Consider the following 16,134-nt stretch of genomic DNA (forward strand, 5'->3'; position numbering starts at 1 on the left):
CCGCCGGCCTCAGGTCCCGGATTCGCCCATCACCAGGCCTTCGATCGTGTGCTTCTGGGTGATCGGCGTCAGGACGTCGACGATCGGGCAGGCCAGGTGGGCGCGCAGCGGCTCCGGCAACGACGTCCAGAACTCGCCGGTCACGGCGGTGTCGTGCTGGGCGTCGTTGCCGGCTCCGGGCGCGTCGAGGCCCAGGACCAGAACCGGGCGGGCCTTGCCGGACCGGTTCGCGGTACCGCGGTGCACGGTCAGCGCCGACCGGATCGAGATGTCCCCCATCCGCGGGAACTTGCGGGTGGCGAGCTCGCGGTAGCGCGGGTAGGACTCCCGCGGCGGGAACATGCCGTGGTCGAACGAGCTGCCGTCGTCCCAGTGCGTGCCGGGGGCGATCTCGAACGGTCCCATGTCCGGCTCGGTGTCGACGGCGGTCACGTTGACGGCGAGCGACGTCAGCCGGCGGTGGCGCGTGGTCGCTTCGGGGGCCGGGAAGTCCCGGTGCCACGGCTGGTCGACCGCGCCGGCCAGCGGGACGTCGAAGCCCACCTCGACGATCCGGTACGCCGGCCCCAGGACCGCCTCGGCGACGGCGGTGATCCACGGGTGGGTGGCGAGCTCGACGAACCCGCGCAGCTGTTCCGGGTGGATCTCGACGTAGTAGCGGGACGGACCGCGGCCGACGGCACCGTCCGGCCGCGCGCGGGCCTCGGCGAAGGCGGCGTCGATGTCCTCGCCGAGCCGCGTCACCCAGTCGCGGGTGAAGGCCCCCGGCAGGCCGATGATGCCGTCCCGGTCCAGGCGATCGGTGAACGACCCGACCTCGGCGGCGGTGAACGGGACACAGTGACTCGCGGTCATCTCAGGCCTCCTGACGGCGTGACCTTCAGTTTGCAACGTGGCATGCCACGTTGCAAGGGTTAGGCTGCGGGAATGAACCCGAAGTTGCGTGACGTGGCCGAGCACGCCGGCGTCTCGGTGCGGACGGTGTCCAACGTCGTCAACGGGTTCCGGTACGTGGCCCCGGCGACCCGGGACCGGGTGCAGGCGAGCATCGACGCGCTCGGCTACCTGCCCAACCTGGCCGCCCGGACGCTCCGCCGCGGCCGGACCGGCCTGGTGGCCCTGGTGATCCCCGAGATCGACTCGCCGTACTTCGCCGAGCTCGCCGCGAAGACGGTGCGCATCGCCGAAGCCCGGGGACTGACCGTTCTCATCGACCAGACCGACGGCGACCCCGAACGCGAAAAGCAGCTGCTGCACGGCAAACGCAGCCAGCTGGTCGACGGGGTGCTGTTCAGCCCGTGGGCGGTGGCGCCCGCGGAACTGGCCGCCCGCACCGACACGGTCCCGCTGGTGCTGCTCGGGGAGCACGACGGCGCGCCGGGCGTCGACCACGTCGCGATCGACAACGTGGCGGCCGCTCGCGAGGCCACCGGGCACCTGCTGGCGTCCGGCCGGCGGCGCGTCGCCGCGATGGGCATCCAGCCGCGGTCGCTGAACGCGACCGCCCGCCAGCGGCTGACGGGATACCGGGACGCGCTGGCCGCGGCCGGTCTGCCGGCCGAGCCGGAGCTCGAAGTGGCCGTGCCGCGCCTGCACCGGGCCGACGGCCACCGCGCGATGCTGCGCCTGCTGGATCTGCCCCGGCCCCCGGACGCGGTCTTCTGCTTCACCGACGAGCTGGCGCTGGGCGCGCTGCGGGCCGCCGCCGACCGCGGCGTCGCGGTGCCGGAAGCGCTGGCCCTGGTGGGTTTCGACGACATCGAAGACGGCCGCTACAGCGTGCCGGCGCTGACGACGGTGTCACCGGACAAGGACCGCGTCGCCGAGCTGGCCCTGGAACGCCTCGCCCTGCAGGCGACCGCGCCGGGACCGGCCCGGTCGATCGTCGCGCCGCACCGCTTGGTCGTGCGCGAGACGAGCTGAGCGGACCCTCCCGCGGCCGCGGCGCCTCAGGCGTGTGCGCTGGCGATCTTCAACGGATCCTTGGGGGCGTCCGGGCGAGCGTCGAGCATGCGCTGCCCCACCTCCTGCAACCGCTTGCGCCCCAGTGCCTTGCGCACTTCGGGGAACCACTCGTCCTCTTCCTCCTCGACGTGGTGACGCACGTTCTCGGTGAGCACCGTGACCTTCGCGTCGAAGGTCTCGTCCTCCGGGTCCAGATCCACCAGCTCCGCCATCAGCCACACCATCACGTGGTGCTCTTCCACGCTTTCCAGCACGTGGTCGCGGGTTTCCGGAACGGCCTCCCGGGCCATCGGGTAGAAGATCTCTTCCTCGATGTAGGTGTGGGTGGTCAGCTCTTCGATCATCGCGTCGACGAGCTTCCGCTTTTCCTGGAAAGCGTTGTCACCCGCCTTCTCGAACTGCTTGAACAGCTTCTCGACGGTCTGGTGATCTTCCTTGAGCAGCACGATCGCATCGGTCGACACGGGGGCCTCCTGTTCGTCCAGCCCCGGGTACCCAGGACCGGTCGCGCCAACCTCGCGGCAGCCCGGATGACGCGCTGGTCGCCGCACTTCAGCGGCGAGTCAGCGGGCCTCGACACGATCGGCGTCAGGGGCGCATCCCCTGACGCCGGCCATCACAGCGAAGAGAGGCCTCCATTGGACACCGCCATCGACGACCGCACCCGCATGAAGAGCAACCAGCAGGGCTGGAACCGGCGGGCGCTCGCCCACCTCGACTCGTCCTACTACGACCTCGACACGTTCCGGGCCGGGAAGAGCAGCCTGCGCTCGCTGGAGCGGGCCGCGCTCGGTGACGTCTCCGGCAAGGACTTCCTGCACCTGCAGTGCCACATCGGGCTGAACGCGATCTCGTGGGCCCGGCAGGGCGCCAACGTCACGGCCGTGGACTTCGCCGACGAGGCCCTCAAGATCGGCCGCGAGCTGGCCGACGGGCTGAACACGGACATCAACTTCGTGCACGCCAACGTGTTCGACCTGCCCAACGTGCTCGAGGGCTCCTTCGACATCGTCTACACCGACTACGGGGTGCTGCACCTCCTGCCGGACCTGGCCGCCTGGGCCAAGGTCGTGGCGCACTTCCTCAAGCCCGGCGGGGTCTTCCACATCGTGGAGATCCACCCGATCATCGCCGCCGTCGAGGAGGAGGACGGGGTGCTGCGGGTCCGCCCGGAGAAGATCCCGAGCGGTCCCCTGGAAGACGAAATCAGCGCCACCTACGGGGACGGCTACGACGACGTCCAGGAGATCGAGTCCTACAAGCAGTACAGCTGGCTGTGGACCATCCCCGACATCATGGGCGCGCTGATCGGTGCCGGCCTGCAGATCCGGACGTTCACCGAGGTGCCGGTCGACTGCCGGCAGCGCTACAGCACCATGGTCCGCGACGAGAACGACGAAGGGTTCTGGCGGCTGCCCGGTGACCCGCTCCCCCTCACGTGGACCTGCTCCGCGAGCAAGCCGGCCTGACGCGCATCCGGCCCCACCTCCGCTTCGGAGGCGGGGCCGGATCCGCACGGCGGCGCGGGTCCAGCCCGGGCTCATCACACACAGCGCGAGCGACCCGGCAGGATCACCGGCGCCCCACCGCCCGCACCACCACAGGCCCCACCTCCAGTTCGAAGGCGGGGCCGGAACCGTATGGCGGCTCGGTCGCCCCTCAGCCGCCAGCCGGACTCATCACACACAACACGCGCGAGCGCGGCAGGATCACCGGCGCCGCACCACCCGCACCACCACAGCCCCACCTCCAGTTCGAAGGCGGGGCCGGAACCGTATGGCGGCTCGGGCATCCCTCAGCCGCCAGCCGGACTCATCACACACAACACGAGCGAACCCGGCGGAATCACCGGCGCCGCACCACCACGGCCCCACCTCCGCTTCGGAGGCGGGGCTGGATCCGTACGGCGGCGCGGGTCCGGCCCGGGCTCATCACACACAGCGCGAGCGACCCGGCAGGATCACCGGCGCCCCACCGCCCGCACCACCACAGGCCCAACCTCCAGTTCGGAGGCGGGGCCGGAACCGTACGGCGGCGCGGGTCCGGCCCGGGCTGATCACGCAACGCGAGCGACCCGGCAGGATCACCGGCGCCCCACCACGGCCCCACCTCCAGTTCGGAGGCGGGGCCGGATCCGCACGGCGGCGCGGGTCCGGCCCGGGCTGATCACGCAGCGCGAGCGACCCGGCAGGATCACCGGCACCGCACCGCCCGCACCACCACCGGCCCCGCCTGCTGCTCGGCCGCCGCGGCGAACTCCAGCGCTACGTCGTTGCGCCCGGTGGGCGTCAGGACCAGGTCGACCTCTCGGCAGCCGCGGCGCTGCGCCGCCGCCACGATCTCCTGGAGCACCAGCGGTTCCACGCCGCGGCCCATGACCGGGCACGACACCGAGAACACCTCGACGCGGCAGACGCCCGAGCCGAACGCCAGTGCGGCCACCGCGCCCATGCCGTAGTCGCCGAACCGGTCGCGGACGGCGGCCGTCAGCAGCAGCCGGTCCTCGCCGTCCGCGAAGGCCGCGGGGTCGAACCCGCCGGGCACCGGGCCGAGCACGAAGTCCTTGGCCCGCGCGAGCAGCTCCGTCACCTTCGGGAACCCGGCCTCGCCCGGCTCGTCGAACGTGACCGAGAGGTCCAAGCCGTCCAGGAACTCCTCCAGCGACAACGCCCGCGCGGATTCCCGCACCGGTACCGGACGAGCCGTCCCGGGCCGCCGGGGCAGCGGCCGGTCGAAGACCCCCGCCTCCTGCAGCTCCGACGCCCAGCTTTCGGTGGCCGGACCGAGGAGCACGGCGTCCCGCCCGCCGGCGGCCGCCAGGGCGGGGTCCGTGGTCAGCAGCAGGCTCGGGTCGGGCGCCGCTTCGTCGAGCGCCAGGTCCGGCGCCCAGCCGTCCGGCACCGCCGCGGCGGCGGCGAGCCGCACCCCGGCCGCCCCCAGCCGCCGCAGCGGGTCGCGCAGGACCTCCGCGTACTCCGGCGTCAGGAGGTCGCCGCCGAGGACGACGGCACGGGGAACGCCGCCGAAGTGGGCCCGCAGCAGCCGGGCGACGCCGAGCCCCAGCCGCCAGAACACCTCTTCGGTGTAGGGGATGCGGGCGACCGCGTTCAGCGCCGGGTGGTGGGCACGCAGCGCCCCGACCTCGCGGACGGCCGCCTCCGCGTCGGCGACCAGCACGTGGGGGCGGCCGGCGAGCCGGTCGCGCAGCCGCTGCCTGGCCGCCGTGACGGCGGCGGTGAGCCCGTCGGCGTGCCCGGCGTCGGCCACGCCTGCCCCGTCCGGCGGGAGCGCGGGCAGCACGAAGACCAGGCAGCTCTCCCAGCGGTCGGCCGCCGCCGGCGCCGCGTCCGCCAGGCGCAGCAGCTCGCCCTCCTCGTCGCCGTCCGGCATGTCCTCCCAGCGCGGGGCGACGACGAGCACGTCGGGGGCGAGCCGGGCCAGCCGCCCGTGGTCGCCGAGGCACTCCGGCAGGATCTGGTCGAACGGCCCCACGACGATCTCGGGCACCAGGCCCGCGTCCGCGAGGGCCACCCGCAGGTACGGCTCGATCGGGTCGATCGTGTAAGTGGCCAGCAGGCCGACGGACAACGCGGGCAGGGCGGTGGGAAGGCCACGGCGGCGGGTCCGCACGGCGGCGGCCGCGGCGGCCAGCGCGTCGCGCTCAGCGGTCGCGGGCATCGGCGATCACCTCCGGTGACTCGAGTGCCGCCTTGATCGCCTTGAGGAACCCCACCGCGGTGCTGCCGTTGACGAACCGGTGGTCGTAGGCGAGCCCGACGACGGCCACCGAGCGCGGGGTGAGCGCGCCGTCGGCGGCGAACACCGCCTCCCGGCGGACCCCGCCCAGTGCCACGGCGCACGTCTGGCCCGGGAAGACGATCGGCTGGGCGAACAGGACGTCGTCCTCGTTGTTCAGCGACAGCAGGATGTTCGCGCCGCCGAGGTCCTCGGTCCGGAAGTCCTCGCGCATGGCCTTGATGCGGAAGTCCATCAGCAGCCCGGAGATCTCGTCCAGCGACCGCGTGCCCGCGTCCTTCACCACCGGCGCGAAGAGCCCTTTCCCGACGTCGACGGTGACGCCGACGTGCGCCGCTTCGGGCAGCACCAGCGCGCCGTCGGGGGCGGGTTCGCCGTAGCAGAGCGGAAACTGTCCGGTCAGGCCGCCGAGGACGGACACGAGCAGCTCGGGCAGCCCGACGAGCGCGCCCGTCCGCTCCGACAGCTCCTTCGCGGTGGCGAGGGCCGGGTCCACCGCGACGACGACGGCGGTGAACGCGGCGGGGATCTCCTGGTGCGACCGGGAAACCGCGGCGGCCACCGCGCGCTGGGCCCGGTTCGGGGTGTAGGTCTTCTGCCCGGCTTCGCTCAGCAGCCGCCGGACGTCGGACTCGCGGACGACGCGCAACCCCAGCCCGGCCAGGGAAGCCGCCGTCAGCCCGTGCCGGTCGGCCAGGAGCCGCGCGGGTTCGGTGAGCGTGAAGCGCCCTTCGGGAAGCGGTTCCCCCGGCGGCGCGGGTGCGGCGGCCAGGAACTCCAGCCGGTCCGCCTCGGCGTCGAAGAGACGGCCGATGACGTCGCCGGGCCCGCAGTCGGCCGGGGCCGGGAGCAGCCGGTGCAGGACGCCGTCGCGCTCGCAGTACAGCTCCTCGGTGGCCTTCGACGTCTCGACGACGGCGACCGGATCGCCCTCCTTCAGCGGCTGCCCGTCCTCGGCGAGCCAGTCGACGAGGACGTAGGCGGTGTCGTTGGTGTTGAGCTTCGGCACCTCGATGTGGTTCACACCGGGCTCCTTTCCGCACGCAGGTCCGCGAGCACGGCGTCCCGGATCGTCCCGGCCTGGACCAGGACCTCGCGTTCCAGGTGGACGGCCGCCGGGATGACGCTGTCGGCCGAGTGGACGAGCCGGACGGGGTGCCGCAGCCGGCCCCAGAGCCGCTCGTGCAGGACGTGCGCGACCTCCGCGCCCCAGGTCCCGCCCGCCGTGCTCTCCTCGACGACGCAGACGTGCGCCGCCCGCCGCGCCGCGCTCACCAGTGCCTCGGTCTCCACCGGGTACAGCCGCGAGGGAACCACCAGCCGGCAGCTGATCTCGTGCCGCAGCAGCAGTTCGCGCATGGCGGCGATGGCCCGGTCCGCCACCCCGCCGGGCGCGACGAGCAGGCAGTCCACGTCGCCGTCGGCGTCGACGGACACGTGCGCCGGGGCGGTGCCGTCGGCACCGGCGAAGCCGTAGTCGAACAGGTCGTCCACCCGGCCGTCCGCGGCCATCCGGCGGGTGTAGAGCACCTTGTCCTCGGCGAACACGCACGGCTCGCCGAGGTCGAGCATGCGGGCCAGCACCGCCCGGTTGTCGTGGAACGGGGACAGCTCGAACAGCGACAGGCCGGGGATCCCGATGAAGTGCTTGAGCAGGGTCTGGCTGTGCGTCGGGCCGTAGCCGCGGCCGCCGCCGGAGGGCAGGCGCACCACCACGCGCATGGGGTGCCGCCGCCCGTACATGGACACGGACTTGCTGGCGAAGTTGAGCACCTGGTCGAACGCGAGGCCGGCGAAGTCGCCGAACATGATCTCGACGATCGCCGCGTCGCCCGCCATGGCGAGCCCGGCGGCGACGCCGGTGATGCCGTTCTCGCTGATCGGTGTGGAGATCATCCGGCCCGGATGGGCGTCCGACAGCCCGCGGGTCACCTTGAACGCCCCGCCGTAGGGGTCGGCGACGTCCTCGCCGAGGACGTACAGCCGCGGATCGGCCCGCATGCGCTCGTGCACCGCGTGGTTGAGGTTCTCCACCACGCGCACCGGCCGCGCGCTCACCCCCGGCCCCAGACCGCCGGTGGCCGCGCGGCCACCTCGCCGACCAGCCGGGCGACCCGGTCGGCCGCGGCCGCGTCGGCCACCGCGAACGGCTCGCCCAGCGCTTCGGCGCACCGCGCGTGCCAGTCGGCCGCGCGCACCCGGCGCAGCTCCGCGTCCGGCCGCGTGTCGTCACCCTTGCTGTGCGGCCCGAGCCGGTTCGTGACGAACTCGAGGACCAGCGGAGCGCCCTCCCGCACCCCCTCGACGAACGGCCCCGCGACGGCCCGGATCTCGGCCGGGTCGGTGCTCCCGACGCGCAGGTGGGCGCAGCCGAACGCGGCGGCGCGGTCCCGGATGGTGCCCGCGAGCTGCGCGCTGGTCGGCGTCGACTGGGCGATGCCGTTGTTTTCGACGACGACGAGCAGCGGCAGCCGCCACAGCGACGCCATGTTGAGTGCTTCGTAGACCGCGCCCTCCCCCCAGGTGCCGTCACCGACGTAGGTGAGCGCGAGGGCGCCCGGTTCGTGCTGCTTGAGGTGCAGGGCGACCCCGGTGGCGACCGGCAGGCTCTCCCCCTGCACCCCGGTGGACAGGTAGCGGTCGCGGAAGACGTGCTGGCTGCCGCCGACGCCGTGGCAGACCCCGCCCTCGCGGCCCATGATCTCCGCGAGCAGGCCGGCCGGGTCGCCGAAGCGGGCGATGTAGTGGCCGTGGCCGCGGTGGTTGCTGAAGACGTAGTCACGCCCGGTCAGCAGCGGGGCCAGCGCGACCGGCACGTACTCCTGCCCGAGGCAGGTGTGCGTGGTGCCGTGCAGCTCACCCCGCGCGAACAGGTCGAGCAGGGCGAGCTCGAAGTGGCGGATCAGCAGCATCGTCGCGAGGTCGGCGTCCGCCGGTGGCGCGTCCGGCGCCTTCTCGATGGTCGTCGTCAGCTGGTCGGTCACTCGCCGGTTCCCTTCGCCCGCAACGTTTCCCGGATGGCCGCGACGGAGGTCAGGCCCCGGATGTCGGCGGCGGACAGCTTGACGCCGAAGGTGTGCTCCAGGGTCGTGACGAGCTGGATGTGCTTGAGGCTCGTCCACCCCGCGGCCCGGCCGGGGCCGGCGTCGTCGCCGAGTTCCCCCGGGTCGGTCTCCAGTACCTCGGCGATGAGCCGGACGAGCGGGGAGGCGTCGGCGTCCCGGGCGGATCGGGGGCGCATGTCCGTCCACACCTGCTCGATGTAGGCCAGGCACTCCTCCTTCCCGGCCGTCTTCCCGGCGTCGTGCCAGCCAGCCGGGTTCTCCTTGTGGGCGGGCCAGATCGAGAACTGTTCCTCGTCGTTCACGACCACCCGGTAGGCCGGGCCGGCCGGTGCAGCGGTGTCGGTCATGGGAATGGCTCCTTCGCGTGGGCTCAGCGGGCGGGTGCGTTGCCGGGCGCGGCCGGGGCGGGCTCGACCTCGCCGCCCCCGTCCGGCAGCAGGGATTCCGCGTTCCGGATGGCGGGCGTGAGGAAGCCGACGAGGGCCACCACGGCCGCGCCGGCACCGGACACGATGAACAGGACGGCGATCCCGGCCCCCGGGCCGGTGCCGGTGAGGGGGCCGAAGACCGAGGCGAGCCACCCGCCCGAGCGCATGGCGGGCTCGAGGAGGTCGTCGGCCAGCAGCCCGGCGGCGAGGTAGGCGAGCGGGCTGGCGATGTTCTCGACCATCTGGACCACCGCGAAGATGCGGCCCTGCAGGCGCGGCGGCGTCTTTTCCTGCCAGATGGTCTGGTTGTAGCCGTCGATGAACGGCAGGGCGCCCCAGCCGAAGAACAGCGCGATCGACCAGACCCAGATGCTGTCGAAACCGAAGAGGATCCGGCCGAGCACGCCGAGGACGAGGATCGCGACGAGCATCCGGACGATCTTCTTGTCCGTGGGTTTGAGCATGGCCAGCAGGACGCCCGCCCCGGTGCCGCCGATCGCCCCGACGACCTGGACGATGCCGACCGCGTTGGCCGAGTCGCCGGTGCGGGCGAGGATCAGGGGCGGGAACAGCACCCAGCCGAGCGCGGACAGGAAGCTGATCGCGATCATGATGGACAGCAGCCCGACCAGCGGCGGACGGCGCGCGATGTAGCTGAAGCCCACGGTGAAGTCCCGCCGGAACCGGGTCAGCGCGGACCCGTCCGCCGCCGTGACGGGCTCGCGGACCGGGTCGGGCGGCAGCGTGATCGCGTAGACCGCGGCGATCGCCGCCAACGCCGAGACCACGTCGACGGCGAGCACCGGGGCGAGGCCGAACGCCGACACCAGGGGTGCGGCGATGGCGGGCGCGGCCACGTACGGCGCCGCCCGCAGCAGGCCCATCATCGCGTTGGCCCGGGTGTAACCGCCCTTCTCGATCATCAGCGTGATGGCGGCGCCGTACGCGGGCACCTGGAAGGCGAGGAACGCGCCGGTCAGGAAGTTCACCACGTACAGCTGCCAGAGCTGGGGATCGCCGAAGACGTAGACGCCGAGCAGCGCCAGGGTCACCGCGGCCGAGCCGACGTCCGCGGCGATGATGGTGGTGCGGCGGCTCCACCGGTCGATCAGCACCCCCGCGATCGGCGAGAAGGCGACGGTCGCCCCGAAGGCGACGAACGTCAGCAGGGTCACGCTCAACGCCGAGTGCGTCTCCTTGAAGACGCTGATGCCGATGGCGAAGTTCGTCATCCGGGTGCCGACCGTCGACAGCATCTGCCCGGACCACATCACGGTGAATCCGGCGAAACCCGAAGCGCGTTTCATGGGCGAGTCACGTCCTTTTCGCTGCGTAGGGCGGCCAGTTCGGCGATGGTGGGGTGGGCCGAGAACTGCGCCGGGGTGACGGCGATCCCCGACTCGCCCGCCCGGTGGGCGGCTTGGATGGCGAGGAAGGAATCACCGCCGAGGGTGAAGAAGTCGCTGTGCACGCCGATCCCGGCGACGTCCAGGTCCAGCAGCTCGGCCCAGATCCGCGCGAGCGCCCGTTCCCGGTCGTCGCGCGGCCCTTCGCCGGTTTTCCGTTCGGGAAGCGGGAAGGCCTGGCGGAGCCGCTCGACGGCGATCTCGCCCGCCGTCGGGCCGGTGAGGACTTCGACGCCGGGCAGCTCGACGTGCAGCCGGGCGTCGAGGCGGGCCTCCAGCCGGGGCGGGATCGCCCCGCCGGAAGTCTCGGTCAGCAGCACCAGCGGCCGGTCGGTCCGGGACCGGTGGGCCTTGACCGCCGTGACGACGTCGGTGACCGCGTCGTCCACGCGGCGGACGAGCGTGCCGCGCCGGGTGGGAACCGGTGTCCCGATCAGGTCGGCCCAGCGCAGCACCACCGCGGTGAGTCCGTCGGTCTCGGCGGGATCGAGCAGGGTACCGAACACCCGCGAGGTGACGGAGAGGCCGGGCGTCCCGGCGAAGGTGGTCAGCAGTCGTCCGGCGTCGGGGCCCGTCGTGGCGATGGTCAGCTCCGGCCTGGCGGCTCGGGGACCGGGTTCGCTCAGCGGCGGCCCTGGAACGGCGTCGTCGGGCCGCTCGGCCATGCCCGCCACGGCCGACTCGAACCGGGCGACCAGATCGGCCACGACGTCGTCGCCGAGCCGGCCGGTGTCGTACTCGACGGTGGCACCCAGCTCGCCGTTTTCCCAGTGCAGGTGGAGGAACAGCTCGTACTGGGTGGCCGCGACCGGCGTGTCGAGCGCCCGTACGGACACCTCCGGCAGGTCGAGCCCGGCCGCCCGCTCGCCGACGACGTTGAGCGCGTGCTGGAAGACCGGGTGGTGGGCCCGTTCGCGGGGCGGCCGGACGACTTCGACGATCCGGGCGAACGGCACGCCGCGGTGGCGCTGCGCGTCCAGCACCGCCTCGTGCACGCGGTGCAGCAGCGCGCGCGACGTCGTCGCCCCCGCCAGGTTCAGGCGCAGCGGCATCAGGTGGGCGAAGCGGCCGACGACGCCCTGCAGTTCCGGGCGGTCCCGGCCCGCGGACGGCACGCCGAGCACGACGTCGCCCCGCCCCGATTCTTCGCCCAGTGCCAGCGCGTACGCGGTGAGCAGCACGACGAACGTGCTGACGCCGGTCACCCTGGCCAGTTCCCCGACCCGGGGACCGAGGCCTTCGCCGAGTCGCTGGTGCCGCAGCCCGGCTTCCCCGGTCGGCTGCGCGCGGGCGCGCGCCAGCTCCAGTCTCGGCGGCGCGTCCCGCAGGCACTCGGCCCAGTACGCGGCGTCGGCCTCGGCCGCCGGGCCGGCCAGCCGATCCCGTTCCCACGCGGCGTAGTCCGTCATCCGGACGGGCACCGGCGGCAGCGGCTCCCCCAGGCCCAGCCGGGCCCGGTAAGCGGCGGCCAGGTCCGTGAGGAACAGGTGCCAGGACTCGTTGTCGCAGACCACCTGGTGCAGGCCGATCAGCAGGTGGTGCCGTCCGGGTCCGTCGCGCAGCAGCCGGATCCGCAGCAGCGGCCCGGTTTCCAGGTCGTACGGGTGCGTCGCGAGCTCCCGGATCGCGGTGGCGACGTCCTCGGTCCCCGTGCCGGGCCACCAGCAGTCGAGTCCCTTGTGGACGATCAGCACGGGGCGGCCCCGCTCGGTGCCGATGGTCGTCCGGAGGGATTCGTGGCGCCGCACGACGTCCTCGACCGCCGCGTGCAGCGCCACCTCGTCGAGCGGGCCGGTCAGGGTGGCGGCGAAGGTGACCGCTCCCGCGTGGACACCGAGCTGCGCGAGCGCCCACAGCCGTTTCTGGGTGGCGGCCGGCTCGATCGGCCGGTCGCGCGGTGCCGGGAAGATCTCCGCGGGCCCGCCGGACTCCGGCGCGGTCTCGTCCGCGACGTCGATCGTGGTGGCGAGGGCCTCGATCACGGGGTCGGCGTAGAACTCGTGGAACGGCACGAAGACCCCGAACTCCCGGCGCGCCAGGGAAAGCATCCGGGTGACCAGCAGCGAATGCCCGCCCATCGCGAAGAAGCTCGTCCGGACGCCCACCGCGTCGGTGCCGAGCTGGTCGGCCCAGAGCGCCGCCAGCCGTTTCTCCGTCTCCGTCCGCGGCGCCACGTACTCCTGCGGGTCCGGGTCGGGCGCGGGGTCCGCGGCGAGCCTGGCCGCCGCGGCGATCCGCGCGGCGGTGTCCAGGTGCGTGGCCGCGTACTCCGCCCGTTCCGGGCCGGGCGGCGGTGTCCGCCACAGCGCGTGCAGCCGCCGCACGGCGAGCGTGCCGAGCGCCGCGAAGAACTCCTCGGTGTAGGGAACGTGCCCGAGCGCGTCGGCCGTGGGGTCGGCGACCTCGGTGACGCCGAGCCCGGCGGCGAACCCGGCGGGCCACGTCACCTCGACGCCGGGCACGCCGGCCAGGCCCCGGGCCAGCTTTTCGTCCGCCGCGGCGGTTTCGGTCCCCTCGTCCGACGGGCAGACCATCAGCAGCAAGGGGGTGTCCGTGCGGGACCGGAACGCGGCCACGCCCGCGAGCAGCTCGTCGACGACCTCGCCGAGGAAGCCGGCGGAAGCGCCGTCCGCCCGGCGGCGGGACCAGTCGCTCCAGCGGAGGAGGACGATCTGCGCGTCGCTCCCGCCCCCGGCCAGCAGCTGCTGGAGGACCTGGCCGTACGGCGCGAACCGCGCGTCGAGCGGAACCCGGTGGAAGCCGGACCAGAACCGCATCGCCTCGCCCATCGGGTCGGCGGTGAAGGACGCGGCGACCTCGACCGCGCGGCGGGGCGCCAGGGCGCCGACCGGCCGTTCGGGCGCCTCGGCCAGCCCGGTGAGCACGGTGACCAGGCCGTCGGCGAGGTGCCCGGCGGTCTCGGCCAGGTAGAGGTCGGTGCTGTAACCGAGGACGCCGGTCAGTCCCGCGGACTCGCGCCGCACCGTCAGGAACAGGTCGAACTCGGTCGTCCCCGTTTCCACGCGCTCCGGGGTGAAGGTGACCCCGCCCGCGTCCCGGGCCGCCACCACGATTTCGCTGACGCTGAGCATGATCTGGAACAGCGGGTTGTACGCGAGCCGCCGGGCGGGCGCGAGTTCCCGCACCAGCTCGGAGAACGGGACGTCCTGGTGCGCCACCGCGGCCGCGGCCGACTGCTGGACCCGGCGCAGCAGCTCGTCGCCCGACGGCTCCCCGGACAGGTCCACGCGAGTCACGACGGTGTCGGCGATGCTGCCGACGAGCGGCTCGAGCTCGGTCCGCCCCCGTCGGGCGACCGGGGTGCCGAACAGGACGACGTCCTGCCCGGTGGCCTGCCGGATCAGCGTCGCGAAGGCCGCGGTGACCACGGTGTTGAGGGTGACCCCCCGCCGCCGGGCCACCGCCACCAGCCGGTCGGTCACGGCGCCGTCGACGGTGAACTCCAGGTGCGCGCCCCGCCGGCTCGGCACCGCCGGGCGGGGACGGTCCGGCGGAACGGTCGAAAGGGCCGGTGCGCCGGCCAGCCGTTCGCGCCAGTAGGCCACCTGCGGCGCGAGCCGCCCGCCGGCGACCGCCTCCCGTTCCGCGGCGGCGTGGTCGGCGAACCGCAGGCGCAGCTCGGGCAGCTCGGCGTCCCCGCCGGTTCGGCGTGCGTAGCAGGCGATCAGGTCGCCGAGGAGGACCTCGGTCGACCAGCCGTCGATGACGATGTGGTGGACGCAGATCAGGAGCAGGTGCTCGTGCGGGCCGAGCGCGAAGAGCGTCATCGCGAGCGGTGGCGCGGCCGTCAGGTCGAACGCCGGCCGGATCCGCTCGGCGACCAGCCGCGCCAGCCCGGCCGGCTCCGCGGCCACCACCGGCAGGGGCGGCTCGAACGTCTCGAGGACGATCTGGCGGGGGCCCTCGGGCGTCTCGCGGAACACCGTGCGCAGCGCCGACTGGCGGGCGACGACGTCGCCGGCCGCGGCGCGCAGCGCGTCCCGGTCCAGGGGCCCCGTCAGCCGGATCGCCAGGGTGACCGGCACCGAACGGCCGGGGGAGAGCCGGTCGGCCAGCCACAGGCGCTCCTGCGCGGGCGACAGGGGGAACGCCGCGGCGTCGCGGGTCCCGGTCGCCGGGGTCGCGGCGCGCTGGGCCAGCCGGGCCTTGAGCAGTTCCTGCTGCTGTGGCGTGAGCCCGTCGAGCAGGTCACCGAGGTTCTTGGTCATCGCAGTCGTCCGCTCCTCCGGGTGGGCAGCCGCGTCACCGGGCGGCGCGGGCAGGGGGCCGGCCGTGGTCGCCGGTCCGGCCGACGACCTCGAACCGGCCGTCGGGCAGGACGCGCGCGAGCTCGCCCGTGCGGTAGAGCCGGGCCCCCGGCTCACGCGCGAACGGATCCGGCCCGAACAGCTCGGCGGTCAGGGCCGGCCGGCCCAGGTAGCCGCGGCACACCGTCGGGCCGCCGAGGTAGAGCTCCCCCACCGTGCCGCAGGCGACCGGCCACAGATCGGCGTCGAGGACGTAGGCCTCCACCGCCGGCAGCCGGCGGCCGGTCATCGCGGCGATCGACGTCGTTTCGCCGGCGCCGTAAGCGCTGTGGCAGTCCCGGCCGCGTTCCCAGCGCTCGGCGACCTCCCGCGGGACCCCCTCGCCGCCGACCACGAGGACGCGCAGCCGGGGCAGCTCCCCGGCCGGCAGCGCCGAGAGCACCGACGGCGGCAGGAACGCCGTCGTGACGCGCTCCCGTTCGAGCAGCCGCAGCAGGCCCGCGCCGAGCAGGTCGGCACCCGGCGGTGGCAGCACCACCGCACCGCCGCTGGTCAGCGGGCCGAAGATCTCACCGACGAGCGCGTCGAACGAGATCCCGGCGAACTGCAGGGTCCAGGTACCGGGCCCGAAGCCGACGCGGCTGCCGAGCGCGGCGAGGAAGGCGGCCACGCACCGGTGCTCGACCATGACGCCGGGCTTCCCGGCCGAGGCGGCGGCGTACCCGACGTAGGCCAGGTCCCCGGGACGCGCGCCCGCGGCCGGGACGCCGGTCCCGGGCCGCGCGGCGAACGGCTCGTCGACCAGCACCGCCGGGCCGGCCTCGGCGGGCAGCCGGCCCGCGAGCTCCGTCCGGGTGACCACCAGCGCCGCGCCCGCGTCGGCGAGCACGGCACCGAGCCGCCGGGGTGGGTGGGCCGGCTCCAGCCCGATGTAGGCCGCACCGGACTTCAGCACGGCCAGCAGCGCCACGACGAGTTCGGGAGAGCGGTCGAGCAGCACCCCGACGTACCCGCCCCGGCGGGCGCCGCGGTCACGAAGCCGCTGCGCGAGACGGCACGCGGCCTCGTCGAGTTCGGCGTAGGTCCGCACCGTGCTCCCGTGGCAGACCGCGGCGGCTCCGGGGGTCGCCGCGGTCTGGCGTTCGAACAGGCCGTGGATGGTGTCCCAGCCGGGCGGGTGGTCGTAGGCACTGATCATGGCTGGCTGGTTCACCTTCCTGCGGCGCGGCCGTGGACCCGCACCCCA

At 73.9% G+C, this 16,134-nt stretch carries 12 protein-coding genes and 1 pseudogene; 2 read left to right on the forward strand and 11 right to left on the reverse strand.

The window, feature by feature from the left end; genetic code table 11:
• Window positions 1–9: 9 nt before the first annotated feature.
• Window positions 10–855, reverse strand: coding sequence for a phytanoyl-CoA dioxygenase family protein (locus ACGFMK_RS20780; RefSeq protein ID WP_392765404.1), 846 nt, complete (start codon window positions 853–855; stop codon window positions 10–12).
• Window positions 856–927: 72 nt separating this feature from the next.
• Between ACGFMK_RS20780 and ACGFMK_RS20785 the strand changes: the two genes are divergently transcribed.
• Window positions 928–1,923: a LacI family DNA-binding transcriptional regulator gene (locus ACGFMK_RS20785; protein WP_392765406.1), complete on the forward strand. Its 996-nt coding sequence runs from the start codon at window positions 928–930 to the stop codon at window positions 1,921–1,923.
• A 26-nt stretch (window positions 1,924–1,949) separates the two neighbouring features.
• Here ACGFMK_RS20785 and ACGFMK_RS20790 read toward each other — a convergent pair whose 3' ends face one another.
• On the reverse strand, window positions 1,950–2,429 hold the full coding sequence (locus ACGFMK_RS20790; protein ID WP_392765409.1) for a hemerythrin domain-containing protein: 480 nt from the start codon (window positions 2,427–2,429) through the stop codon (window positions 1,950–1,952).
• Between the two features lie 174 nt (window positions 2,430–2,603).
• Between ACGFMK_RS20790 and ACGFMK_RS20795 the strand changes: the two genes are divergently transcribed.
• Window positions 2,604–3,434 carry a class I SAM-dependent methyltransferase gene (locus tag ACGFMK_RS20795; RefSeq protein ID WP_392765412.1) on the forward strand — a complete coding sequence of 277 codons (831 nt, stop codon included), beginning with the start codon at window positions 2,604–2,606 and terminating at the stop codon, window positions 3,432–3,434.
• A gap of 724 nt (window positions 3,435–4,158) precedes the next feature.
• Here ACGFMK_RS20795 and ACGFMK_RS20800 read toward each other — a convergent pair.
• The 9 genes and pseudogenes from ACGFMK_RS20800 to ACGFMK_RS20840 form a co-directional block, all read right to left on the reverse strand.
• The gene (locus tag ACGFMK_RS20800) at window positions 4,159–5,643 is read right to left on the reverse strand and encodes a hypothetical protein (protein ID WP_392765415.1); all 1,485 of its coding nucleotides are present in this window, start codon (window positions 5,641–5,643) and stop codon (window positions 4,159–4,161) included.
• On the reverse strand, window positions 5,627–6,745 hold the full coding sequence (locus ACGFMK_RS20805) for a 2-oxo acid dehydrogenase subunit E2 (protein ID WP_392765416.1): 1,119 nt from the start codon (window positions 6,743–6,745) through the stop codon (window positions 5,627–5,629). Before ACGFMK_RS20805 ends, ACGFMK_RS20800 begins: the two co-directional genes overlap by 17 nt.
• Entirely contained in the window at window positions 6,742–7,779 is a 1,038-nt protein-coding gene (locus ACGFMK_RS20810) for an alpha-ketoacid dehydrogenase subunit beta (protein ID WP_392765419.1), read from the reverse strand. Before ACGFMK_RS20810 ends, ACGFMK_RS20805 begins: the two co-directional genes overlap by 4 nt.
• Window positions 7,776–8,705 (reverse strand): thiamine pyrophosphate-dependent dehydrogenase E1 component subunit alpha, encoded by a 930-nt coding sequence (locus tag ACGFMK_RS20815; protein ID WP_392765422.1) that lies wholly within the window; start codon window positions 8,703–8,705, stop codon window positions 7,776–7,778. Before ACGFMK_RS20815 ends, ACGFMK_RS20810 begins: the two co-directional genes overlap by 4 nt.
• The gene (locus tag ACGFMK_RS20820; RefSeq protein WP_392765548.1) at window positions 8,702–8,962 is read right to left on the reverse strand and encodes an acyl carrier protein; all 261 of its coding nucleotides are present in this window, start codon (window positions 8,960–8,962) and stop codon (window positions 8,702–8,704) included. The genes ACGFMK_RS20815 and ACGFMK_RS20820 overlap by 4 nt, the downstream gene beginning before the upstream one ends.
• A pseudogene (locus ACGFMK_RS20825) lies at window positions 8,942–9,133 on the reverse strand (MbtH family protein); the annotation flags it as partial. The pseudogene ACGFMK_RS20825 and the gene ACGFMK_RS20820, both read right to left, overlap by 21 nt.
• Before the next feature lie 23 nt (window positions 9,134–9,156).
• On the reverse strand, window positions 9,157–10,521 hold the full coding sequence (locus ACGFMK_RS20830) for an MFS transporter (protein WP_392765424.1): 1,365 nt from the start codon (window positions 10,519–10,521) through the stop codon (window positions 9,157–9,159).
• Window positions 10,518–14,849 (reverse strand): condensation domain-containing protein, encoded by a 4,332-nt coding sequence (locus tag ACGFMK_RS20835; RefSeq protein ID WP_392765427.1) that lies wholly within the window; start codon window positions 14,847–14,849, stop codon window positions 10,518–10,520. Before ACGFMK_RS20835 ends, ACGFMK_RS20830 begins: the two co-directional genes overlap by 4 nt.
• 34 nt (window positions 14,850–14,883) lie before the next feature.
• Window positions 14,884–16,086 (reverse strand): AMP-binding protein, encoded by a 1,203-nt coding sequence (locus ACGFMK_RS20840; protein WP_392765430.1) that lies wholly within the window; start codon window positions 16,084–16,086, stop codon window positions 14,884–14,886.
• Window positions 16,087–16,134 lie beyond the last annotated feature (48 nt).

This window comes from Amycolatopsis sp. NPDC049252 (assembly GCF_043197175.1).
Lineage (GTDB): Bacteria > Actinomycetota > Actinomycetes > Mycobacteriales > Pseudonocardiaceae > Amycolatopsis.

Coding starts and splice junctions, on each gene's coding strand:
- ACGFMK_RS20840 (WP_392765430.1), bottom strand. CDS start 16,086: ATGATCAGTGCCTACGACCACCCGCCCGGCTGGGACACCATCCACGGC.
- ACGFMK_RS20835 (WP_392765427.1), bottom strand. CDS start 14,849: ATGACCAAGAACCTCGGTGACCTGCTCGACGGGCTCACGCCACAGCAG.
- ACGFMK_RS20800 (WP_392765415.1), bottom strand. CDS start 5,643: ATGCCCGCGACCGCTGAGCGCGACGCGCTGGCCGCCGCGGCCGCCGCC.
- ACGFMK_RS20785 (WP_392765406.1), top strand. CDS start 928: ATGAACCCGAAGTTGCGTGACGTGGCCGAGCACGCCGGCGTCTCGGTG.
- ACGFMK_RS20780 (WP_392765404.1), bottom strand. CDS start 855: ATGACCGCGAGTCACTGTGTCCCGTTCACCGCCGCCGAGGTCGGGTCG.
- ACGFMK_RS20820 (WP_392765548.1), bottom strand. CDS start 8,962: ATGCGCCCCCGATCCGCCCGGGACGCCGACGCCTCCCCGCTCGTCCGG.
- ACGFMK_RS20830 (WP_392765424.1), bottom strand. CDS start 10,521: ATGAAACGCGCTTCGGGTTTCGCCGGATTCACCGTGATGTGGTCCGGG.